This window comes from Desulfovibrio sp. SGI.169, from assembly GCF_050313595.1.
Lineage (GTDB): Bacteria > Desulfobacterota > Desulfovibrionia > Desulfovibrionales > Desulfovibrionaceae > Desulfovibrio.
This window is the reverse complement of the sequence record NZ_JBNPLS010000019.1, coordinates 1-21513: the sequence shown is the minus strand read 5'-3', so window position 1 is coordinate 21513 and position 21513 is coordinate 1. Positions and strand designations below refer to the sequence as shown.

Here is a 21513-nt window from a genome sequence, read left to right as displayed (position 1 = left end):
CACTCCGCCCCGCCGGGCAAGAAGGAAGGGAACAATGGAACGCCAGCTTACCGCCGCCCGTTGCGCCGTGGTTCTTGTGCATTACAACAGCGCCGGGGACGCTCTGGCCTGCCTGCGGGCTCTGCATGGCCTGCGGGCCCGGCCCGCCTGCGTGATCATTGCCGACAACGCCTCCCGCCCCGCTGAACGCGAGGCCCTGCTGACAGGCTGGCGCGCGTTGCGGCGCTCTGGGGGGTGTGAGCCTCCCGCCGCGCTGCGCCCTGGTCAGACGCCGCCCGCGACGGATGCGCTGTTTCTGGCGCTGCCTGAAAACAGCGGCTTCGCGGGCGGCAATAACGCGGCCCTGCGTCTTTTGCTGACAGCGCCCGCCTTTGACGGCATAGAGGCCTTCTGGCTGCTGAATACGGATACGGAACCGGAGCCCGACGCGCTGGAGGCCCTGTGCGAGCGCCTCAACGCGCGACCGGAGGCCGGGCTGTGCGGCTCGTCGCTGTGCTACGCCCATGCGCCGGATGTGGCGCAGGCCGCGGGCGGCTGCACGCTTTGCCCGCTGACCGGCCGCACAACCTTCCTGCTGGGCGGCTCGGCCCGATCCCAACTGCTGACGGCGGATCCCGCCGCGGTGGAAGCGCGCATGGCCTACCCCGTGGGCGCTTCGGCGCTGGTGCGGCGGCGTGTTCTGCGTACTGTCGGGCTGCTGCCGGAAGACTATTTTCTGTATTATGAAGATGCGGCCTTTGGCATTGAGGCGCGCCGCGCGGGTTTCATCCCGGCCTGGGCCCCCAAAAGTCTTGTGCTGCACAAAGAAGGCGGCAGCACGGGCGCGCGCGGCGGCGGCATGCCGCATCAAAAAACCGCGCGCAGTCGCCTGATGGACTACCTTGCCATACGCAACAGAATATACATCATCCGCCGCTATTATCCATGCTTTCTGCCCGCAGCTCTGGCAAGCCTGGCCGGCGTGGCGCTTAACCGTCTGCGCCGGGGCCAGTTCAAGCGGCTGCCGCTTGTTCTTCGGGCCGCGTGGCACGGCCTGCGCGGCCGCATGGGCCGACCGGACAGCCGGGATATCGCCTGAGCGCCGACAGGGCCCTTACCCTCGCCAGGCCAGACGCAGCAGGGGATAGGGCCGCCCCGCGTTGTCCAGCGCCGAGCGGCCCGTGATTTCAAAGCCCTGGCGTTGATAAAAGGCCAGCGCTCCCGCGTTCTGCTCGTTGACTTCCAGACGCAGCGCGCCATGCCGTCTCCGGGCGTGTCGCAGCAGCGCGCCCCCCACGCCGCGTCCAAAAAATTCCGGCTCCACAAAAAGCATTTCCACATGCGGCCCGTTGCAGCCCAGAAAGCCCGCCGGGCGGCCGCTCGCTTCGCTCAGCCAGACTTCCGCCACACCCGGCAGACAGACGCTTGCCACCTCCGCGCCGATCCGCTCCAGATCGCCGGGCAGCAAAAAATCATGCGTGGCCTCCACACTGCGCCGCCAGAGTTCGACCAGAGCCGGAAAGTCTTCGGCGGAGGCCCGGCGCACAGGCCAGAGCCGCCCGCGGGAAACAGCGGAGGCGAGAACATCGGCGACATGAGGCGATGAGGACATGAAGGCTCCCATGAAACTCGTCAAATGGGGAGAACAAAGCCTGGAGTGAGCTTTGCCCTCACCCAAAAAACGGCCCCCCCGCCTGCCGGAAGGGCCGTTTTGCTTGCATGCCGGGCGATGGGGCTAGAAACCGAAGCCATCCGCATTGGCGCCGGAAGAACCGAAACCGAAATCATCCGGCACGGCGTTTTCCTCCACAGGCGCGGCCTCGGCGACGTCAGCGCCGGCCGCGGCGGCTCCGGCGGCGACGCCGCCCACCACCATGCCCTTGAGGCCGTCCTTGATGGCATCCTTGATGGTCTGCATCAGGTCGTCATGACTCACGGCCACCTTGCCCTGAAATTCGGCCACCTGCTTGCGCAGACCGCCCATATCGGCATTCATGGTCTTGATTTTGGCCTCCAGCTCGTCGACCTTTTTCTGAAGCGCTTCGGCGCGGGCTTCGGCGGGCTCCAGTTCGCGCACGCGTTCTTCCAGCTTCACCACAGCGGCGGTCTGGGCGGCCAGGCTGTTGTAGGCATCAGCCAGATAATCCAGGCTCTGGGCGGCCAGCGCCTTGGTGCGGCCGTCCATGGGCGTCAGGGAGACATGCTCGCCCAGCAGCCCCTTGGCGCGGGTGACAAAGCCCTCCCAAGTCTGATCCTCACTCCAGCTCATATCCATAAATTTGGGGTACCAGCGCGCCAGCCAGGCGGCTGCGAAGGGCCCTGCGGCCTTGGCGCAGCAGTCGCAGGCGATGGAGCGCCCCACCACGAAACCGGCGACATCCTTGACGTCCACACCCTCTTTGCCCACCACAAGGGCCAGCACGGACTCAACGGGAAACACTTTGCGATCACTATCAGACATGGCGGCCTCCTCCTCGGAGATCGTTATTTTTTACTTCAATGCTTTGCTTTTCTGTTTTTGCCAGGCAGAGGCGGTTTGCGTTCTCCGGCCGCGAAGGCGGAAGCCGCGCGACCGGAGAGCAAGCGCCCGCCTAGTTGCTTCTGCCGTACATGCGGACGTACACCAGCGCCGCCGTGCGGTACACCAGATGCCCAAGCTTGGACCAGGGCAGATAGGCGAAAAGCATCCAGACAAAAACCAGGTGCAGGTAATAGACCACAAAGGCCGGCCTGATGGCGTCCGCCAGGCGGAAGCACTGGGACAGCACGCCGGTCACGGCCACCAGCCAGATGATCCCCAGCAGATACCAGTCATAGAAGCTGGAGCCCTGATAGTCAGGGTTCAGGCGCAGGCGGCGCGCCGTCAGGAGCGCCAGACCGCAGAGCAGCATGAGCGCGCCGATATTGGCCAGAATCTTGACCGGGAAGGTCAGGGGCATGGGCGTCTCGATCTTGATCAGCGGAATAACCTTGCCGCCCCAGTGGCCCAGAGCCACCACCGCGGTGACAAAAGCCAGAATGACAAAGCTCCAGACCAGAACGGCGTGCCCGTACTTGCGGTTGGGCGTGCCTTTGCCGGTGGCCGGGCCGTCCTCGCAATCATTGAACTTGCGGTGGGTGATGATCTCATCCCAGAGCACGTCCCAGAGGTGCCAGGCCCAGCACTTGGTCTTGCCGATGACCGTCATGCGGCCCTCGGGCTTGAACATGGCCCAGAGTTTCATCACCCCGCGCAGCAGGATGAAGCAGGCCCCGAAAAAGGTAATCATGAAGATGGGGTCGATGGTGTAATCGCCATAGAATATCTGGCCGAAGACGATGCGGCCGTCAGCGGCGCGCGGGAACCACTCGCCATTGTTGCAGCCGGCGCGAATCCACCAGACAATCAGCCAGAGCGCCGCCGGGATGGCGAAAAGAATGGGCAGGCCGGAGGGCTTGCTCATCCACTTGCCCACAATGGACGGCGCGGTGAGGTCTTTGTAAATCACGTTGCGGGCCGCGGCCATCATGTCCGCGGGCCTGGCGCCGCGCGGGCAGAGGTCTGAGCAGTTGCCGCAGTTGTGGCAAAGCCAGAGATCCACGTCGGCGCGCAGCTTGTCCCTGAGGCCCCAGGAAGCCCAGACCATTTCCTTGCGCGGATAGGGCGCGTTGGCCGGAGCCAGCGGGCAGGCCACGGAACAGGTGGCGCACTGGAAGCACTTTTTGAGGGATTCGCCCCCCGCTTCCGTGAGCTCCCTGGCAAACTCGAGATCCGGTTTAAGCGTACATTGTGCCATTGCTGCCATCCTCCTACATGCCCTTGAACGGGTTGGGGCCCAGGGCCGTGATGCGGGCCACGAAACCGTCAATCAGATCGGGCACCTTGTCATATTCGTCAATGGCCACTTCCAGCTGATCCACGCGCTCAGGCTGCACGCCCAGACGGTTGAGCGTCTCGGCGATGTTTTCTTTGCGGCGGTTGCAGATTTCGGAGCCTTTCACAAAGTGACACTGGTAATCATCGCCGTATTTGCAGCCCAGCAGCATCACGCCGTCAAAGCCCTTGCTCATGGCGTCGGACACCCAGATGGCGTTGACCGAACCCAGGCAGCGCACAGGGATGACGCGGCAATACGGGCTCCAGGCCTTGCGGCGCATACCGGCCATATCCAGAGCCGGATAGGCGTCGTTTTCACAGGCCAGAATCAGGATGCGCGGGCCTTCCTTCTTGAAGTCCTTGGGCACCTGAACCTCGCGGATCATGGAGCCGATCTGGTCGATATTGTAGTTGGCGAAGGAGATGACGCGTTCGGGGCAGGCGCCGAAACAGGTGCCGCAGCGACGGCAGCGGGCCGGATTGGGCTTGGGCGTGCCTTTTTCGTCGTCGTCCAGGGCCCCGAAGGGGCATTCTTCGGTGCAGCGCTTGCACTGGGTGCAGCGCACAAAGTTGAATACCGGGTAAGAACAGTCGCCGGAACGCGGGTGCACGGCCACGCCGCGCCCGGCCGCTTCAATGCACTGCACGGCCTTGAGCACCGCGCCGCGAGCGTCTTCTTCGCAGGCGTCCATCGTCAGGGGCTGACGCACGCAGCCCGCCGCGTAGACGCCGGTGCGCCGGGTTTCATAGGGGAAACAGATGTAATTGGAATCCGCAAAGCCGTCAAAAAGCTCCAGATCCGGAAAATCCGGCCCCTGGCGGTAAGCGAAATTCACGGTCACATCCTTGGCCGTGGTGGGAACCAGGCCCGTGGGCACGACCACCATATCCACATCCAGGTCAAAATCCATGCCCAGCAGGGTATTTTTGCAGGTCACCACCATGCGGTCCCCGTGATCGCGAATCTCGGTCACGTCGGCCTTGGTCATCATCACGCCCAGGCGGTCTTGCATCTTCTTGTAGAAGCGCTCCAGAATGCCGGGCACGGTCATGTCTTTATAGAGGATGAAAGCCTGGGTGGCGTCGTCGGTCTTTTCACAGATGGTGTTGGCCAGCCGCAGCATGCCCACGCTGTTGACCGCGTTGGAATACTGAAGATGCCTGATGCTTTCCAGGTCTTCCTTGACAAAGGGCCTGGCCTCGCCTTCCTCCCCTTCGGGGGCGGCGGCTTCGGCGGGCGCTTCGGCGGCTTTCCCGGCGGCCTTGCGCACGGCCTCTTCAGCCAGGGTGGTATCCAGCACAAAGGCGATGCGTCGGGCGGTCACTTCGCCCGCCGCCAGCATTTTGCCGAACTGGGCCGCGTGTACCACCTTGGGGCTCACGCCCAGGCCCATGGGGGCCAGATACTTTTCATCCAGCGGCACCCAGCCGGTGGCCAGAACCACCGCGCCCGCCTGTACGCTCACCGGGCCGCCGCTGGCGGCGATGACAGCCGTAAATTCGCCGGGCTGGCCTTCCAGCTTTTCCACATGGGCGTTGCAGTATACCGTAATTTTCTCGTCGCTCGTGACCTTTTCGATTCTGGCGGCCAGATTGACGGGCTGCTTGTCGGTCCACAACGGCCCCAGGGGCGAACCGGTGGGGATGTTGTTGGCCGCGCCGCCCAGCTTGTCGGCCTTTTCCACCAGCACCACCTCATAACCGGTGGCCGCCGCCTCGGCGGCGGCGGTCAGGCCCGTCCAGCCGCCGCCAATGACCAGAATGCGGGGCACGCTCGTGATCGCGGCGGAATCGGGCGCTTCGCTCTTTTGCAGCTTGACCACGCCCATGTTCACATAATCGCGGGCCATAATGGTCAGCAGTTCCGGCGCTTTTTCGCTGTCCACCGGGCTGTTGTCAGGATTTTTATAGGCCAGCACGCACTGTTCGCGCAGATTCACATGCTCCACCTGCACGGGAAAGCGGTAGAGCTCGCCGTCCACCCGCGGCGACGCGCCGCAAAGCAGCACGCCGTCCAGACTCTGGGCTTCAATGTCGGCCCTGATTTCGTCCACCGCGTCCGCCAGCAGGGGAACAACCTTGACCACGGCGGCAAGATCGCCCCACTTGTCGCGCGTTTGAGCGGCCAGGGTCTCCACATCGAGGCCGCCGCCGATATTCTGCAGGTCAAAATAGACGCCAATTTTACCGGCCATGCCGCCTACCTCCCTTTCACCGTTTGTACCGCCTTCAGGGCGGCGGCTGTGCCGGACTGCGCCGAGCGCGTCACATCCAGAGGCATGCGCGCGCAACCGGCGGCGAAAATGCCGGCCTCCTCGCCGCCAGCAATGAAGCCGTCTTCATCCAGCGGCACGGGCAGCGGGGGATTTTCGCCAGCCAGCGAGGGCTGCATGCCTGTGGCCAGCACCACAAGATCATACTCCAGAGTGAGCTTTTCGCCGCGCACGGCGTCTTCCACAGTGACGCGCACCCTGTCGCCTTCGGCCTGAACCGCGTCGGCCACCTTGCCCTTGACAAAACGCACATTGGGCAGGGCCTTGACCTTTTCCAGCACCTTCACATAGCGGCCCGGCGCGCGCAGATCAATGTAATGGACAGTGACCAGGCTTTCCGGATTCTGTTCGGCCAGATACAGGCATTGTTTGAGCGTGGCCATACAGCAGATGTAGGAACAGTAATTCAGGTGATTCTGGTCACGCGAACCCGCGCATTGCACAAAAGCAACGCGGCGCGGCGCGCGGCCGTCCGAAGGCCGGACGATGCGCCCGCCAGTGGGGCCAGACGGCGAAGCCAGGCGCTCCATCTGCATGTTGGAGATGCAGTTTTTCACCGAACCCGCGCCCAGATTGGTCAGCCGGGTCACGTCATAGGGCTTCCAGCCCGTGGCCACCACAATGGCGCCCACGTTCAGCTCGATTTCGCGCTCTTTTTCTGTGAGATTGAGAAATCTGTTGCCCGCCACCCGCGCCGCGTCGGATTTGGACAGGGTGGCCGGGTCCAGCACATAGCGGCCGGGGAAGGCGAAAGGCATGGCCTTGTACAGCCCCTTGCGCCCGCAAAGCCCCAGATCAAATTCGCTGGGGCTTTCGCCCTCCAGCGTGGAGGCCAGCAGGCTGAAGTCCACATTGTGGGGCGCGGTGCGGCGCGGGCTCAGGCGGACCCGCACGCTGTAGTCGCCCTTGCTGCCCGTAAGCCCGACAACTTCGGCCAGGGTGAAGCACTTGACGCGCGGATTTTTCCTGATGCGCTGGAACTGAATCTCCAAGCCGCAGGAGGGGGGACAGAGTTTGGGGAAATATTTGTTGAGCTGAGCCACGCGGCCGCCGAGCCAGGGCGACTTTTCGACGATATAGACGTCGCGGCCCAGTTCCGCCGCTTCAATGGCGGCTGTAAGGCCTGAAAAGCCGCCGCCCACGACGAGAATGGCATTGGACATCCTGGATATCCTCCTGCGTTGTTAGCGGCTGAAGAAGGAAGACCGGCCTCCCGCCGCGGGAAAAAAGAGGGCGGACCGCAAAAGGCCAACCCTGACAGATGCCGGCTCCGAAAAAGCAAGCCGCGCCACAAAACCCGCGCGACCGCCCGCAACGGCATGCGCCGCCTGCCCTGACGGCCTTGCGCGCCGGAACACCGGCAAGGGGCGGGGGCGGCCCGAAGGCCGCCCCCTGATGGTCAGTACCGCCGACTAGTCGGGGATGATCTGGTAGTAGGGCTTCTTGAATATCTTGGTCTCGCCGGTGGCGGGATCGTACTTGGAGTTCACGAAGCACTTCCACTTGCTGTCGTCCAGACCCATGAAGTCGGCGCGATAGTAGAAGCCGGGATAGCGGGATTCCTCACGGAAGGCGATGTGCTGCATGTGCAGGCGCACGGTCCAGAGGCGATGGTAGTTTTCCCAGCAGCGCAGCAGCTCGTGCAGGTCACGGGCGGCCAGCTTCTGGGAGTCTTCTTCCATCATGCCCAGCAGGTCGAAGCCCGTGTCGAGCAGAGCCTTGGAGGTGGTGTAGTAGGTGCCCACACCGCCGCCGTATTCATCGGTGCACTTGACAAGGCGCATCATGAAGTTTTTGGGCGTGATGTAGTTGGGGTTCACCACCGGATCGGTGGAGGCGTCCTTGCCTGCCAGGTAGTTGTAGTAAGGACGGTAGATGAGCTTTTTCAGCTCGTCGGCGCTTTCCTTGAAGGCAGGCGCAAAGTCCTTGTGATCCACGCACCAGCGCACCATCTGCTTGCCGGCGATGCGGCCCTCGGCGTGCGAACCGGAGGAGAACTTGTGACCGGAAGCGCCCACGCCGTCGGCGCAGGTGAACAGGCCCTCCACGGTGGTCATGCGGTTGTAGACCTTGCCGTTAGAGGCTTTCACCTTGTAGTCGTCGGGCACCCAGGCTTCGTCCGGGCCGGACACCCAGATGCCGCAGCAGCCGGAGTGCGAACCGAGCAGATAAGGCTCGGTGGGCATGATTTCGGAACCGCGTTCCTCAGGGGCGGTGTTGGTGGCGGCCCACAGGTTGGCCTGACCCACGCACATGTCGAGGAAGTCTTCCCAGGCTTCGGACTCAAGGTCTTTCTGCTCTTCCTCGTTCAGGGTGGCGAAGGTGTTCAGCAGGGCGGTCTTGGTGTCCATGTAGATGGGGCCGCGGCCTTCGCGCATTTCGCGCAGCATCATGTGGTTGCGCAGGCAGGTGGGGATGACGTGGCCCTTGGCGTAGCCGCGATCCTCGTAGGGCTTCAGCATGGCCTTGTTGGTGGCGCAATAGTCTTCGCCCTTGGAGTTGGTGGCCTTGGCCTTGAACAGCAGGAACCAGGCGCCCACCGGGCCGTAACCGTCCTTGAAGCGGGCGGGCACGAAGCGGTTTTCCATCATGGTCATCTCGGCGCCGACCTGAGCGCACATGGTGTAGGTGGAGCCGGCGTTCCACACGGGATACCAGGCGCGGCCCATGCCTTCGCCGGTGGAGCGGGGGCGGTACACGTTCACCGCGCCGCCGGCGGCCACCATGATGGCGTTGGCCTTGAAGATGTGCACTTCGTTGGCGCGCAGGTTGAAGCCCACGGCGCCCGCGATGCGGTTGGGGGTATTCTTGTCGAGCAGCAGCTTCACGATGAAGATGCGTTCCATGATCCGGTCTTCGCCCAGAGCGTTCTTGGCCGCTTCGGCCACGATGCACTTGTAGGACTCGCCGTTGATCATGATCTGCCAGCGACCGGAACGCACGGGTTTGTCGCCCTTGCGCAGGGACTTGCCGGCGGCCTTGGCGGCGGCGCCGTTCAGGTTGTGGCCGTCGTCGGCCTTGATCCAGCAGGGCAGGCCCCAGTCTTCAAACAGATGCACGGAGTCGTCCACATGGCGGCCCACGTCGAAGATCAGGTCTTCGCGCACCAGGCCCATGAGGTCGGTGCGAACCATGCGCACATAATCGTCGGCGCTGTTTTCGCCCAGATAGGTGTTGATGGCGGAGAGGCCCTGCGCCACGGCGCCGGAGCGTTCCAGCGCGGCTTTGTCGCAGAGCATGATTTTCAGGCCGTGCTTGTCGCCCCAGCGCACGGCTTCATAAGCGACGCCGCAAGCGCCCATGCCGCCGCCCACGATGAGCAGGTCAACCGCATGTTCTTTCACTTCGGGTTCGCTGATGGCTACGCCCTTGTTCGCTTCCTTAACGGGAATCATCGGCATAATGTTTCTCCTTATCGCACTAGCGGTTGAAGCGGCTTAACGACCGTGTTCCATGCAGGTGAAGACCTTGTCGGCTTCGGACACGTCGAACTTCTTGCCCAGAACTTCCTTGGGAGTGGCCAGGGTCTGTTCGGTGAACAGCAGTTCATCTTCCAGGCTGGCGCCTTCGGGACGACCTTCAAAGGGCTTGATGGAGCCTTCGGGCGTGGTGCGAATGGGGAACTTGAAGCGTTTCACGCTGCCGTTGCGGAACTTGACCGTCCACATGATGGAGTCGGCCGAGCGCATGGGGATACAGGTGCCGCCCATGGGCGCGAAGTCCGCGTAGGGACGGGCCGTAATGGCGCCCTGGGGGCAGATTTTCACGCAGGAATAGCATTCCCAGCACGCGTCGGGTTCCTGGTTGTAGGCCTTCATTTCCTCAGGATCGAGGATCATCAGGTCGTTGGGGCAAATGTACATGCAGGCCGTCTTTTCGCCACCCTTGCAGCCGTCGCATTTGGACGGATCGACAAACGTCGGCATACGTATCCTCCAACTCTTAAAGTGTTAAAAACAGTTCGCCAAGCCCACGGCGAGGCGTGTGCGACCCTTGCCGGCACGCCAGTCAGTCGCGCGCCTTGAAAAAGTGGGGGCGCATGGCTTGCGCATTTAGTAACAAGCAAGTGTGGTTTGCGTCAAGCCCCTTTTGCAAAATTTCGCGGGTTCTTTACAGGCCCGCCTCCCGAACGGTATTGATTTGCAACGTTTGAAGCATAGTTGCAAAAAGAGGTCGCGTAAAGCCCCCTGTCATTTTTTCCCGCCTTGTCGGTCAAAAATATGTGTCCGCTCCCGTCGGGCGGCCCGCCGCCGCTTGCCAGCGAACGCATTTCGGGCTAACAGGCTTGCGCAGACAAAAACCCGCCGCGCGCGTTTCCCGCAGAGGACTGAGCATGACCGAGCAATCCCACGACAGCCGCCCCCGCCGCCCCTTGCGGGAGGTGGTCAGCAACATCGACCGCGACATCCTGCACCTGCTGCTGCGCCGCCACAATCTACTGGCGCGCATGCACAACAGCAAGGGCTTTCTGGAACCGACCGAGGAAAAGGCCCTGCGTGAATCATGGGAGGCCGCCGTCTCCCGCGTCAGCCGCGACGCCCGTCTTTCAAGCCGCTTTTTCTCACTGATGCAGGAAGTGGAGTTTCTGCCCCGCCCCAATGCCCAGCGCGATGAAGGAGAAGGCGCGGACAGGCAGGCCGACGGCCCGGAACGCCGCCCGGCCTTCAATCTGGCTCCGCCGCTCAGGCCCGCGCGCCTGACCATGCCCGCGCCCCTGGCCTGCCGGGCCACGCGCGCCTGGCTCATGCTGGCCGCCGCTTCGGGCCAGGCCGTGCGCATTGAGCCCTGCCTGATGAACGACCCTGTCGTGGACTGCGTAAAAGCGCTCAATCAACTCGGCGCCGCTCTCAATCGTGAGGAAGACGGCGTCACCGCCCGCGAAACAACGCCCGCGGGCGCGCCGGACAAGGTGCTGCACGTGGGCGACAGCGCCTGGAATTTCTTTCTGCTTCTGGGCCATTATCTGGGCCGTCCCTCGCGGGCCAAGTTCACTGGCGAAAGCAGCCTCAAGCTGGCCGATTTCTCCGCCGTGCGGCGTTTTCTGCCCCAGCTGGGCGCGCGGCTCGTTCATGTGGTTCCCAAAAGCGACGGCCTGCCCGCGCGGCTGGAATGCTCCGGCATTCTGCCCGATGTCGCGGCTCTGCCCGCCGATGTGCCGGCAGAGCTGGCCGAGGGCGTTTTGCTGGCCGCGCCCTTCTATGAACGCCCCCTGACGCTGGATCTGGCGGCGCACCCGCAACGGCGCTTGATTCTGGCCCGCGTGTCGCCCATTCTGCGCGCCGCGGGCGCGGACATCAGCGTGACGGAAGGCCGCGTGCGGGTTGCTCCCACCCCTCTCCGCCTGCCCGCGCGGCCCCGGCTGCCCCTGGAGCCGGAACTGGCCGTCTTTTTGCTGGCGCTGCCTCTGGCGCTCTCCGGCGAGACGCGCCTGAACGGCGATTGGCCGCAATGGCCGGGAACTCAGGCCGCCTGGGAGCTGCTTCAGGCTCTGGGCCTGGATCTGCGCCGCGAACAGGCCGGAGAGAACGGACGGGACGGCGCGGTACGCGCCCGGGCCGCCGCGCCCCTGAAGCGCGCCTTGCTCACGACCCTGCCCGCCGGGCTTCTGGCCGAACTGCCCGCGGGCTGGACGCCGTTGCCCGCGGCCCTGGCCGCCTGCGCGGCCTTGCGCGACGGCGAGGCGAGTCTGCCCGATCTGCCCGGCGCGGATATGAATGACGTGACCAGCTTTCTCCATGCCGTGGGTCTGGAGCGGAAGGAGGAGGGCGGCTTGTGCAAAATAGCGCAAGAAGACGCGCGACAAAATGCCGCGCAAGCCTGGAACGCCCCCTCGCCACTCTGGGCCCTGGCCCTGGCCCTGGCCGCCTGCGCGCGCGGCGCGGGCAGCCAGGGTTTCCGCCTGGGCAACCCCGGCATCATGACCAGCCTGTACCCGGCCTTCTGGAACCTGTATAACGCCCTGCCCGAACCGGCGACCAGAAAAACCGCCGCCGGCAACACGGCGGCGGCCCCCGCGCGGCGGCGGATCATCACCACGGCCGTGGCCGTGCCGCCGGAACTCAAGGAAGACTAGCGTCTAATTGCAAAAATTCCGCGCGGAACTCCGCGAAGAATTTTTGCGGGATCGTTCGTGAAAAAAACGTGGTTTTTCGTGAATGAACCCGGCCGCGCCGCCGCGAAATCCCTACGGATTTTGTGGTGTCTGCTTTTGCAAGCAGGCGCTGGCAAAGGCCACTGCCGCCACAGCGCCGCCGCTTGCAGAAAAACGCGCCCGCGACGGCGTGAACGGACGGACGGAGCTTATGCGCGCCGCCATGCCGGCGGGCGCGCCTGTTCGGTCTGCCTTTGCGCGACGCCGGCATAAAACAGGAACCCCGCCGGACTGATCGGGCGGGGTTCCTGTTGCGAAAGGCATGGACGCGGGGCCTATTCCTGAGTAAAACGATAGAGCCGCACGGCCAGAGGCTGCATGCTGTCCTTGCCCATGGCTGAAACCACAAAGGCGTAGTCCCGGCTTTCGCCCGCCGGGGGGCAGGGGCCGCGATAATGGCGGGTAAGGCCGCCTTCAGGGATGACGCCCGAACCGTCATTGAGCCAGGAGCCGCCGCCGAAGAAACGCTCTTCGTCGCCGTATTCCACCAGGCGCACGTCAAAAGACCGCGTGCCGGCGGGCATGTCGGCAACGGCGATTTCAGGGGAAATGCGCGAACAGCGGTGCACGTCACGCAAGCTGACGACAATGGACATGCCCTGTTCCCGCTCGGCTTCTTTGGCGGAGCAGGCGGGCAGCAGCAAAGCGGCGAAAAGCGAGGGCACAAAGAATCGCGCCGTTTTTGCGAATATGGTCAGACGCATTCGTATCCTCCGGTGGAGATTGCATTCTGTATCTCAGCAAAGCTATAACCAATACTCATGACGAAGACAACAACCAGCAGGAGTCTCCTATGTCAATTCTTGCAGACAGCGTAAGCGGATATCTGGGCAACGCTTCGTGGATACGCCGCATGTTCGAGGCGGGGGGGCAGCTCAAGGCGCGCTACGGCGCGGAAAATGTCTATGACTTCAGCCTGGGCAACCCCGATCTGCCCGCGCCGCCCGCCGTGGCCGAAGGGCTGCGCGACTTCGCCGGGCACGCGGGCGAGCCCTTTGCCTTCGGCTATATGCCCAACGGCGGCTTCCCCTGGCTGCGCGAAAAGCTGGCCGCCCACCTCAGCGCCGAGCAGGGCGTCAGGCTCACGGCTGACGATGTATTGTTGACCTGCGGCGCGGCGGGCGGGCTGAACGCCTTTCTGCGGGCCGTGCTCAATCCCGGCGAGGAGTTGATCAGCTTTGCCCCCTATTTCGTGGAATACGGCTTTTATGCGGCCAACCACGGCGGCGCGTTCAGGGCCGTCATGAGCCGCAAGGACACCTTTGCCCCGGATCTCGCCGCTCTGGAGGAAGCCGTCAGCGAAAAAACGCGGGTGGTGCTCATCAACTCCCCGCACAACCCCACGGGCGTCATCTACAGCCGCAAAGAGCTCACCGCCCTTGCCGAGCTTCTGGAAAACAAGAGTCAGGAATACGGACGGCCCATCTGGCTGGCGGCGGACGAGCCGTACCGCTTTCTGGCCTATGACGGCGCGGAAGTGCCTTCGGTGCTTCCCCTCTACCCGTACGCCGTGGCCATCAGCTCCTTTTCCAAAAATCTTTCCCTGCCCGGCGAACGGGTGGGTTATGTGGCCCTCTCGCCCCGCCTGCGGGAAAAGGCCGAACTCATGGCCGGGCTGACCCTGACCAACCGCATTCTGGGCTTTGTCAACCCGCCGGTCATCGGCCAGCACATCATGGCCAGGGCGCTGGGCAGCCAGGTGGACCTTTCCGTTTACGCGTCACGGCGCAAGGCCATGGCGGAAGTGCTGCGCGACGCCGGCTATGATTTTCAGACGCCCGCGGGCGCGTTCTACTTTTTCCCCAAAGCGCCGGGCGGGGATGACGTGGCCTTTGTCAATCGCCTGCTGGAAGAACGCGTGCTGGCCGTGCCCGGATCGGGCTTCGGCTGCCCCGGTTATTTCCGCCTGGCCTTCTGCGTGGGCGAAAACGTGATACGCAGCGCCGCCGACGGCTTTGCCAAGGCGCTGGCGGCCTTCCAAAAGTAAAGGCATGGCCATGTTCCGGCATTCTTTTCCGACTTCCGGCCGCGCCATTGCGCGTGGCCTGCCGGCCCGCGCGCTGCTCTGCGCCGCGTTCTGCCTTCTGCTTCATGCCTGGCCTGACGCGGCCCGGGCCAGAGACATCGGCACGCGGGAAGCGGCGGCTCTGCTTCAGTCTCCGCCACAGGGCCTGCTGATTCTGGATGTGCGCACGCCTGACGAGTTTCGGCGGGGGCATCTGCCCGGCGCGCGCAATATGGACTTTTTCGGCGGTCGCTTTGATCTGGAGGCGGCGGCCCTGCCCAGGGAACAGCCCGTGCTGCTCTACTGCCGCACGGGGCGGCGCTCCGCCGAAGCCGCCGAAACGCTGGAAAAGGCCGGGGTCAAGACCATATTGCATATGAACCAGGGCATTGAGGCCTGGCAGGCGGACGGTCTGCCCCTGGAAAAATAGAGACGGGCCGGTCGCGCCGCCGCGCCGGATTGCGATGCCATTGGCACGAATACTGCTTTATTACGGGGCGGAGAGGAATATTTTTCCTCTTCGCCCATTTGATTGCGGGCAGGAAAACTTTAAGAACGCCAGGTCTTGAAGGTAATCCGTTTCAGGAGGCGGCAGCGTGAATTCGGCACTGTATATCGGCGCCACCGGCATGAAGGGTCTGAGCCAGGGCATGCAGGTGACCACCAACAATCTGGCCAATGTGAGCACCATCGGCTACAAGCAGCAGAGCATTCTGTTCTCTGACCTGATCTACACAGGCCAGGCCGGCATGGGCGAATGGTGGAACAACCAGGAGGATTCGCGCGTGGCCCTGGGCCAGACCGGCAAGGGCGTGCAGGTGGACACGGTGCGCACCATCTTCACCCAGGGGGCCATGGAGTCCAGCAATACGGTCACAGACATGGCCATCAACGGCAAGGGCTTTTTCCAGGTGACCGACGGCGTGAGCCTTTACTATACCAGGGCGGGCGATTTTCGCCCGGACAACGAGGGCGTCTGGCGCACCCCCACCGGCCTGGCCCTCAACGGCTACAAATATAATGAAGACGGCAGCCTGGGCGGCCTGCAGGAAGTCAGGATCGACAAATTCGGCGTCATGCCGGGCAAGGGAACGGCGCGGGTGGATCTGACCATGAACCTGAACTCGGGTCAGGACAACGCCGTGAGTGAAGACAACCCCTATTTCAGCCTGCTGAACCTCTATGACGCCACGGCCTCCAGGCCGCTTTCCAGCGGTTCCTACAATTATTCCCAGGGCATGACGCTCTACGACGCCGACGGCAACGCCCATACGGTCACGGCGTATTTTGACGGCGCGCCCGGCGGCGCTTCGGACTCCATGATCGAATTTCTTATTGCCGCCGGAGCCTCCGCCGCGGGCAAGACCGATGCCGACGGCAACGCCCTTGAGCCTTCACCGGGCGACGGCCTGCTGATGAGCGGCGTGCTGCAATTCGACGCTTCGGGCAGGTTGACGGGCATGTCCGCCTTTACGCCCGCCGCGGCAGGCAGCAAGGATCTGGCGGACTGGCAACCGGCCGAGCTGAACGGGGGCCTGCCGCAACTTACTCTGGACGGCGCGACCATGGCCGTGAACTTCGGCATCAGCGCCGCCGGAGGCTGGCGGAACGCCCCGGCTTCAGCGGCGGATGTGGGCACGGATCAGGCCAGGCTGCCCTCCATGGGCACGGACGCCGTGCGGGCTGAAGGCGCCAGCACGCTCTACAACAGCTCCGCGCCCCGCGGCGCCTATGCCCAGGACGGTTACGGCGAAGGCATTCTGAGCACTGTCGCCGTCAAAACCGACGGCACGGTGGTGGGCCGCTATTCCAACGGGCAGGATCAAAACCTGTGGCAGATTCCCGTCTGCCGCTTTGTCAGCGAGGACGGCCTGCGCCGCGAGGGCGGCAATCTTTTTGCCGCCACGGCCGAGGCCGGCCAGATGGACATGGGCGTGGCCGGCACGGAAAACTACGGTTCCGTGAACGCATATAACATCGAAGTATCCAATGTGGACATGGCTACGGAAATGGTCAACATGATCATCACTCAGCGCGGTTTTCAGTCCAACAGCAAGGTGGTGACCACGGCGGACCAGATGCTCCAGAAGGCTATGGAGCTGAAGCGCGGCTAGCGCCTGATTGCAAAAGCAGGCACTGCAAAATCCGTAAGGATTCTGCGGCGACGCAGCCGCCGCGAGTGAGCGAAAACCACGTTTTTTCGCGAACGGTCTTGCAAAAATTCCGTGCGGAATTCCGCGCGGAATTTTTGCAATCAGACACGAGGCTCAAACCTCATTAAAAAACAGGTTACGGGTTTTGACGGCCCTCGCGACGAAACGGCAGACTGGCAGGCTCAAATCAGAGGCGCATGCCCTGTCGCGACGCTCTGCTTATCTGGCGTACTTTTCCCTTTTGGTCTACAGTGCGATAATGGATATGAAACAGATAACGCGCCGGGCCTATGTGGCCGCCGGGCAGGTTCAGGGCGTGGGCTTTCGTCCTTTTGTCTACAGACTGGCTCTGGAAGGGGGGCTTACCGGCACGGTGGGCAATACCTCGGACGGCGTGCGCATGGAGGTGCAGGGCGCGCCGGAGGAGGTGGCGCGCTTCGGCCGCCGCCTGCGGGCGGAGCTGCCCCCCCTGGCCCGGCTGACGGGACTGGATGAAGAGGAATTGCCGCCCCTGCCCGCCGAAACGGCCTTCGCCATTGTGCCCAGCCACAGCCATGCCGGGCACAGCGTGCTGGTCAGCCCGGATATGGGCGTCTGCCCGGACTGCCTCGCGGATATGCGCGACCCGGCCAACCGCCGTTACGGCTATGCCTTTACCAACTGCACCAATTGCGGGCCGCGCTACACCATCACCCGCGCCATTCCCTATGACCGGGCCACCACCACCATGAGCTGTTTTCCGCTCTGCCCGCGTTGCGCGGCGGAATACGCCGCGCCCGCCGACCGCCGCTTTCACGCCCAGCCCACGGCCTGCCCGGTCTGCGGCCCGCGCCTCTGGTTTGTGGACAAAAGCGCGGCCCGCGATGGCGTCACCGGCCCCACGCGGAACAATCAGCGCGACGCGCTGGCCCGCGCCGGCCAGATTCTGCTGCAAGGCGGCATTCTGGCGCTCAAGGGGCTGGGCGGCTTCCAACTGGCCTGTGACGCCCGCGACGCCGGGGCGCTGCGGGAATTGCGGCGGCGCAAAAGCCGTCCGCACAAGCCCCTGGCCCTGATGACGGCTGATTTGGCCACGGCGCGCACGCTCTGCGAACTTACGCCTGAGCATGCGGCCCTGCTGCAAAGCCCGGAAAAACCCATTGTGCTCTGTCCGCGCCGCGCGGCTCCGGCGGGGGCGGCGGGCGCGCTGCCGCCGGAAGTGGCGCCGGACACGCGCGCCGTGGGCCTGATGCTGCCCTGCACGCCCCTGCACGCGGCCCTGTTCGACTGGCTGAGCCGGCGCGCGGAGCTGCCACCGGTGCTGGTCATGACCTCGGCCAATCCCCACGGTGAGCCGCTTTGTCTGGGCAACCGCGAGGCTCTGGCCCGTCTGGGACATCTGGCCGACGCCTGGCTGCTGCACGACAGGGACATTCTGGTGCGCGTGGACGACAGCGTGCTCACGCTGGCCCCGCGACCGCCACGGCCAGCCGACGACGAGGGAGCCCCCGTTGCGGGGGCCGCCCCTCCGGCGGCGGAGCCGCTTTTTTTCCGGCGCGCGCGCGGCTATGTGCCGCGACCGGTCTTTCTGCCGCCTCCGGACGGCGCGCCGGTCGAAAAAGCCTCTGACCCGGCGGTGCTGGGGGCCGGGGCCGAACTCAAGAGCGCCATCTGCCTCACACGCGGGCGCGAAGCTTTTGTGGGCCAGCATGTCGGAGACCTGAAAAATCCGGCCACGCTGGCTTTTTACGAGGAAGTGGCGAACCATCTGGAGCGGCTGCTGGAAGTGCGGCCGCGCGCTCTTGTCTGCGACCTGCACCCGGATTTTCTCTCCACCCGTTATGCCGAGGCCCGCGCCGCGCGCGAGGGCCTGCCCCTCTGGCGGCTCCAGCACCACGCGGCGCACGCCGCTTCCGTACTGGCGGAAAATGGCTGCTGCCAGCCAGCTCTGGCTCTTTGCCTGGACGGCACGGGCCTGGGGGACGACGGCGCCATCTGGGGCGGGGAACTGCTCTGGATGGATTTGTCCCGTCCGGCCTGGAAGCGCCTGGGGCGTCTTTCCCCCTTTGCCCTGCCTGGCGGCGAGGCCGCCATTCGCGAGCCCTGGCGCACGGCGCTGGCATTGCGGCTTCAGGCCGGGGGCGAGGCGCGGGCCGCTTCCTGGGAAGGCCCATACGCCTCCGCCGCCGTCGCCGTGCGGGAAATGCTGGCGCGCGGCCTGAACTGCCCGCCCACCTCCAGCTGCGGTCGTCTTTTTGACGCCGTGGCCGCGCAACTGGGGCTTTGCGCGGCCACCACCTATGAGGGCCAGGCGGCCGTCCGCCTGGAAGCGGCCGCGGATGAAGCCGCGTTGCGCGACAGCCCGGCCTGGCCCGTGCCTTTGGCGCAAAAGGGCGGCCTGCTGGAGCTGGACAGCGCGGCCCTTTTCGGTCATGCGCTCCGGGCCCAGGCCGCCGGGGAGCCCGTGGGGCGCATCGCGGCCTGTTTTCATGACGCGCTGGCGCAATCTCTGGCGGATATGGCCGCGCGGGCGGCCCGCGCCAGCGGCGCGCATCAGGTGGGGCTTTCCGGCGGGGTCATGCAAAACGGCCTGCTGGCGCGTCTGCTGCCGCAAGCCCTGGCGGAACGCGGGCTCAGCCCGCTCATGCATCACGAACTGCCGCCGGGCGACGGGGGTCTGTCGTTCGGGCAGGCCGTCTGGGGCCGCCAGTTGCTGCGCCGCGGTCATTGACGCGCCGCTCGCGCGCGGCTATGCACTGTAGTTATGTTTTCTTTAACATATTACAGGAGGTCGCGCCCATGAAGCGCCTTTCCATTCCGGCCCTGGCCGCCGCATGCTGTCTGGTTCTGAGCCCGCCCGCGGCCCGCGCCGCGGACAAGAGGCTGATGATGGCCACCACCACCAGCACTCAGGATTCCGGTCTGCTGGAATACCTGCAACCCGCCTTCAAGGCCGAAACCGGCATTGATCTCAAATGGGTGGCCGTGGGCACGGGCAAGGCCCTGGAAATCGCCAAAAACTGTGACGCCGACGTGCTGCTGGTGCACGCGCCCGCCGCCGAGATGGAGTTTGTCAAAGCCGGGCACGGCGTGGATCGCCGCCAGATCATGTACAATGACTTCGTACTGGTGGGCCCCGCTCAGGACCCGGCCCAGGTCAGGGGCAAGGCCACGGCCGAGGCCCTCAGGGCCATTGCCGGGCACAAGAGCCCCTTTGTGAGCCGCGGCGACCAGTCCGGCACGCACAAGGCCGAGCTCAAGCTCTGGAAAGCCTCCAGCCTTTCGCCGGACAGGGAACCCTGGTATGTGTCCGCCGGGCAGGGCATGATGGCCACCCTGAATATGGCCGCTGAAAAGAATGGCTACGCCCTCACCGACCGTGGCACCTGGATCAAGTTCGCCAACAAGCAGGGGGAAAAGAATCCTCTGGCTATCGTGGTGGAGGGCGACAAGGCCCTGTTCAACCAGTACAGCGTGATCACGGTCAATCCGGCCCAGTGCCCCAAGGTCAGCAGAGAACTGGCCCTGGCCTTCGAAGACTGGTGGGTAAAGCCTGAAACCCAGCGCCGCATTGCCGAGTACACGCTGGAAGGCAAGCAACTGTTCTTTCCCAATGCCGGAAAGTAGATGACGAAGGGGAAAGCGGAACATGGTTCCGCTTTCCCCCGCCGCACAGGGTTGACGCGGCCAGCGCCGAAAAAGGCCGGTTGTGACGGCTGGGCGACGGCTGCCTTGCGGAACGCAAATCAGACGCGCCTGCCCCGCAGAGCGCGCATACAGCTATGGACTACCTCTCCCAGGGCTTCATGCAGGCCTTTGCCCTGCTTCTGCACATGGATGCGGCCACATTGTCCGCCATCAGGGCCACATTGCTTTCCACTGCCTGCGCCATGACGGCGGCCATGCTTCTGGGGCTGCCCTGCGGCTTTCTGCTCGGTTACTGCGATTTCCCCGGCAAGCGCTGCCTGCGGCTCATCTCAGACACTCTGCTGGCCTTTCCCACCGTGCTCATCGGCCTGCTGGTCTACGCCTTCATCACCTATCGGGGGCCGCTGGGCGAATACGGCCTGCTTTTCACCCTGCCGGGCATGGCCATCGGTCAGGCCGTGCTGGCGCTGCCCATCGTGATATCCTGGACGGCCCAGTCCGTGGAGGGGCTGGACCCGCGCTGCCGCCAGACCTTGCTGACCCTGGGGGCTTCAGGCCCGCAGGTGGCCTGGGGTTCGCTGAAAGAAGCCCGCTACGAAATCGGCATGGTCTGCGTCACGGCTTTCGGCCGGGTGATCACCGAAGTGGGCGTCGCCATGATGCTGGGCGGCAATATCCGCTACGAAACCCGCACCATGACCACGGCCATCGCTCTGGAAACCGGCAAGGGCGAGTTCGCCCAGGGCATCGCGCTGGGGCTGGTGCTGCTTCTGATGGCCTTTGTGGTCAACCTCGCGCTGGCGGTCTTGCGTCAGGGAGGGCGCGGCGGCAAAGGGGGCGGGGCGTGAACGCGCTCTACCAGTGCCGGGGGCTGACCCAGCGTTATGAGGGCCGCACGGTGCTGCGCCTGCCGGAACTGAACATCGCGCGCGGCGAGGTGCTGGCCCTCACCGGCCCCAATGGGGCGGGCAAGAGCACCTTGCTGCGCCTGCTGGCCTTTCTGGAGGAACCGGCCTCCGGCGAATTGCGTTTTCACGGCACGCCGGGCCGCGCGCGCCGTCAGGAAGTCAGCCTGCTGCTGCAGGAACCCTACCTGTTCAAAACATCGGTGTTTGAAAATGTGGTCTATGGCCTGCGTGTGCGCGGTCGCCGCCGCCATCTGCGCGAAGCCGCCGAGGAAGCCATGCTGGCCGTGGGCTTCACGCCGGGGAAGAACATGCTGCGCCGTTCCTGGAAGGCGCTTTCCGGCGGCGAGAGGCAGCGCGTGGCCCTGGCCGCCCGGCTGATCCTGCGCCCTCTGGTTCTGCTGCTGGACGAGCCCACCTCCAGCGTGGACGCGGCCAGCGCCAGGGCCATTGAGGCCGCCGTGCGACAGGCCGCCCTGGCCGGAACAACGGTGGTGGCCGCCAGCCATGATCTGGATTGGCTGGCCTGCCTGGACGCGCGCCGCCTGGAGCTGGAACGGGCTT

The 21513-nt window shown here is 64.7% G+C and carries 17 protein-coding genes; 9 read left to right on the top strand and 8 right to left on the bottom strand.

The genetic code is table 11. The annotated features are described in order from the left end of the window. Window positions 1–34: 34 nt before the first annotated feature. On the top strand, window positions 35–1078 hold the full coding sequence (locus ACQRA4_RS09990) for a hypothetical protein (protein ID WP_427822931.1): 1044 nt from the start codon (window positions 35–37) through the stop codon (window positions 1076–1078). A gap of 15 nt (window positions 1079–1093) precedes the next feature. Here ACQRA4_RS09990 and ACQRA4_RS09985 read toward each other — a convergent pair whose 3' ends face one another. The 7 genes from ACQRA4_RS09985 to aprB all read right to left on the bottom strand — a co-directional run bounded on the left by ACQRA4_RS09985 (window position 1094) and on the right by aprB (window position 10034). Further along, the gene (locus tag ACQRA4_RS09985; protein ID WP_427822930.1) at window positions 1094–1591 is read right to left on the bottom strand and encodes a GNAT family N-acetyltransferase; all 498 of its coding nucleotides are present in this window, start codon (window positions 1589–1591) and stop codon (window positions 1094–1096) included. 123 nt (window positions 1592–1714) lie between these two features. Beyond that, window positions 1715–2440 (bottom strand): coiled-coil domain-containing protein, encoded by a 726-nt coding sequence (locus ACQRA4_RS09980; RefSeq protein ID WP_427822929.1) that lies wholly within the window; start codon window positions 2438–2440, stop codon window positions 1715–1717. A 130-nt stretch (window positions 2441–2570) separates the two neighbouring features. Then, window positions 2571–3755, bottom strand: coding sequence for a quinone-interacting membrane-bound oxidoreductase complex subunit QmoC (gene qmoC, locus ACQRA4_RS09975; RefSeq protein ID WP_427822928.1), 1185 nt, complete (start codon window positions 3753–3755; stop codon window positions 2571–2573). 13 nt (window positions 3756–3768) lie between these two features. Continuing rightward, window positions 3769–6030 carry an FAD-dependent oxidoreductase gene (locus tag ACQRA4_RS09970; RefSeq protein ID WP_427822927.1) on the bottom strand — a complete coding sequence of 754 codons (2262 nt, stop codon included), beginning with the start codon at window positions 6028–6030 and terminating at the stop codon, window positions 3769–3771. 5 nt (window positions 6031–6035) lie between these two features. Next, window positions 6036–7271 carry a CoB--CoM heterodisulfide reductase iron-sulfur subunit A family protein gene (locus ACQRA4_RS09965; protein WP_427822926.1) on the bottom strand — a complete coding sequence of 412 codons (1236 nt, stop codon included), beginning with the start codon at window positions 7269–7271 and terminating at the stop codon, window positions 6036–6038. 249 nt (window positions 7272–7520) lie between these two features. Further along, window positions 7521–9509, bottom strand: a complete 1989-nt coding sequence (aprA, locus tag ACQRA4_RS09960) for an adenylyl-sulfate reductase subunit alpha (RefSeq protein WP_427822925.1) — start codon at window positions 9507–9509, stop codon at window positions 7521–7523. A 36-nt stretch (window positions 9510–9545) separates the two neighbouring features. Next, on the bottom strand, window positions 9546–10034 hold the full coding sequence (gene aprB, locus ACQRA4_RS09955; RefSeq protein WP_427822924.1) for an adenylyl-sulfate reductase subunit beta: 489 nt from the start codon (window positions 10032–10034) through the stop codon (window positions 9546–9548). A gap of 407 nt (window positions 10035–10441) precedes the next feature. On the opposite strand from aprB, the gene ACQRA4_RS09950 reads away from it, so the two are divergent. Next, entirely contained in the window at window positions 10442–12181 is a 1740-nt protein-coding gene (locus tag ACQRA4_RS09950) for a 3-phosphoshikimate 1-carboxyvinyltransferase (RefSeq protein ID WP_427822923.1), read from the top strand. A gap of 353 nt (window positions 12182–12534) precedes the next feature. On the opposite strand, the gene ACQRA4_RS09945 is transcribed toward ACQRA4_RS09950, so the two are convergent. Next, window positions 12535–12963, bottom strand: coding sequence for an MbtF (locus tag ACQRA4_RS09945; protein ID WP_427822922.1), 429 nt, complete (start codon window positions 12961–12963; stop codon window positions 12535–12537). A gap of 89 nt (window positions 12964–13052) precedes the next feature. Between ACQRA4_RS09945 and ACQRA4_RS09940 the strand changes: the two genes are divergently transcribed. From ACQRA4_RS09940 to ACQRA4_RS09910, 7 genes are all read left to right on the top strand, one after another. Continuing rightward, window positions 13053–14246 (top strand): pyridoxal phosphate-dependent aminotransferase, encoded by a 1194-nt coding sequence (locus ACQRA4_RS09940; protein WP_427822921.1) that lies wholly within the window; start codon window positions 13053–13055, stop codon window positions 14244–14246. 10 nt (window positions 14247–14256) lie between these two features. Next, window positions 14257–14694: a rhodanese-like domain-containing protein gene (locus tag ACQRA4_RS09935; RefSeq protein WP_427822920.1), complete on the top strand. Its 438-nt coding sequence runs from the start codon at window positions 14257–14259 to the stop codon at window positions 14692–14694. Window positions 14695–14860: 166 nt separating this feature from the next. Further along, the gene (locus tag ACQRA4_RS09930; RefSeq protein WP_427822919.1) at window positions 14861–16378 is read left to right on the top strand and encodes a flagellar hook protein FlgE; all 1518 of its coding nucleotides are present in this window, start codon (window positions 14861–14863) and stop codon (window positions 16376–16378) included. A gap of 298 nt (window positions 16379–16676) precedes the next feature. Beyond that, window positions 16677–19127: a carbamoyltransferase HypF gene (hypF, locus tag ACQRA4_RS09925; protein ID WP_427822918.1), complete on the top strand. Its 2451-nt coding sequence runs from the start codon at window positions 16677–16679 to the stop codon at window positions 19125–19127. A gap of 68 nt (window positions 19128–19195) precedes the next feature. Next, the gene (locus tag ACQRA4_RS09920; RefSeq protein WP_427822917.1) at window positions 19196–20023 is read left to right on the top strand and encodes a substrate-binding domain-containing protein; all 828 of its coding nucleotides are present in this window, start codon (window positions 19196–19198) and stop codon (window positions 20021–20023) included. Window positions 20024–20178: 155 nt separating this feature from the next. Then, a complete protein-coding gene (locus tag ACQRA4_RS09915) occupies window positions 20179–20892 on the top strand; it encodes an ABC transporter permease (protein ID WP_427822916.1) in 714 nt (237 codons plus the stop codon). Further along, the coding region (locus ACQRA4_RS09910) for an ATP-binding cassette domain-containing protein (RefSeq protein WP_427822915.1) at window positions 20889–21513 on the top strand (625 nt) is incomplete at its 3' end. The genes ACQRA4_RS09915 and ACQRA4_RS09910, both read left to right, overlap by 4 nt.

Excerpts from the sequence above, each read along its gene's own strand:
- ACQRA4_RS09990 (WP_427822931.1), top strand. The coding sequence starts at position 35 with ATGGAACGCCAGCTTACCGCCGCCCGTTGCGCCGTGGTTCTTGTGCAT.
- ACQRA4_RS09985 (WP_427822930.1), bottom strand. The coding sequence starts at position 1,591 with ATGTCCTCATCGCCTCATGTCGCCGATGTTCTCGCCTCCGCTGTTTCC.
- ACQRA4_RS09980 (WP_427822929.1), bottom strand. The coding sequence starts at position 2,440 with ATGTCTGATAGTGATCGCAAAGTGTTTCCCGTTGAGTCCGTGCTGGCC.
- qmoC (WP_427822928.1), bottom strand. The coding sequence starts at position 3,755 with ATGGCACAATGTACGCTTAAACCGGATCTCGAGTTTGCCAGGGAGCTC.
- ACQRA4_RS09970 (WP_427822927.1), bottom strand. The coding sequence starts at position 6,030 with ATGGCCGGTAAAATTGGCGTCTATTTTGACCTGCAGAATATCGGCGGC.
- ACQRA4_RS09965 (WP_427822926.1), bottom strand. The coding sequence starts at position 7,271 with ATGTCCAATGCCATTCTCGTCGTGGGCGGCGGCTTTTCAGGCCTTACA.
- aprA (WP_427822925.1), bottom strand. The coding sequence starts at position 9,509 with ATGCCGATGATTCCCGTTAAGGAAGCGAACAAGGGCGTAGCCATCAGC.
- aprB (WP_427822924.1), bottom strand. The coding sequence starts at position 10,034 with ATGCCGACGTTTGTCGATCCGTCCAAATGCGACGGCTGCAAGGGTGGC.
- ACQRA4_RS09950 (WP_427822923.1), top strand. The coding sequence starts at position 10,442 with ATGACCGAGCAATCCCACGACAGCCGCCCCCGCCGCCCCTTGCGGGAG.
- ACQRA4_RS09945 (WP_427822922.1), bottom strand. The coding sequence starts at position 12,963 with ATGCGTCTGACCATATTCGCAAAAACGGCGCGATTCTTTGTGCCCTCG.
- ACQRA4_RS09940 (WP_427822921.1), top strand. The coding sequence starts at position 13,053 with ATGTCAATTCTTGCAGACAGCGTAAGCGGATATCTGGGCAACGCTTCG.
- ACQRA4_RS09935 (WP_427822920.1), top strand. The coding sequence starts at position 14,257 with ATGTTCCGGCATTCTTTTCCGACTTCCGGCCGCGCCATTGCGCGTGGC.
- hypF (WP_427822918.1), top strand. The coding sequence starts at position 16,677 with ATGGATATGAAACAGATAACGCGCCGGGCCTATGTGGCCGCCGGGCAG.
- ACQRA4_RS09920 (WP_427822917.1), top strand. The coding sequence starts at position 19,196 with ATGAAGCGCCTTTCCATTCCGGCCCTGGCCGCCGCATGCTGTCTGGTT.
- ACQRA4_RS09915 (WP_427822916.1), top strand. The coding sequence starts at position 20,179 with ATGGACTACCTCTCCCAGGGCTTCATGCAGGCCTTTGCCCTGCTTCTG.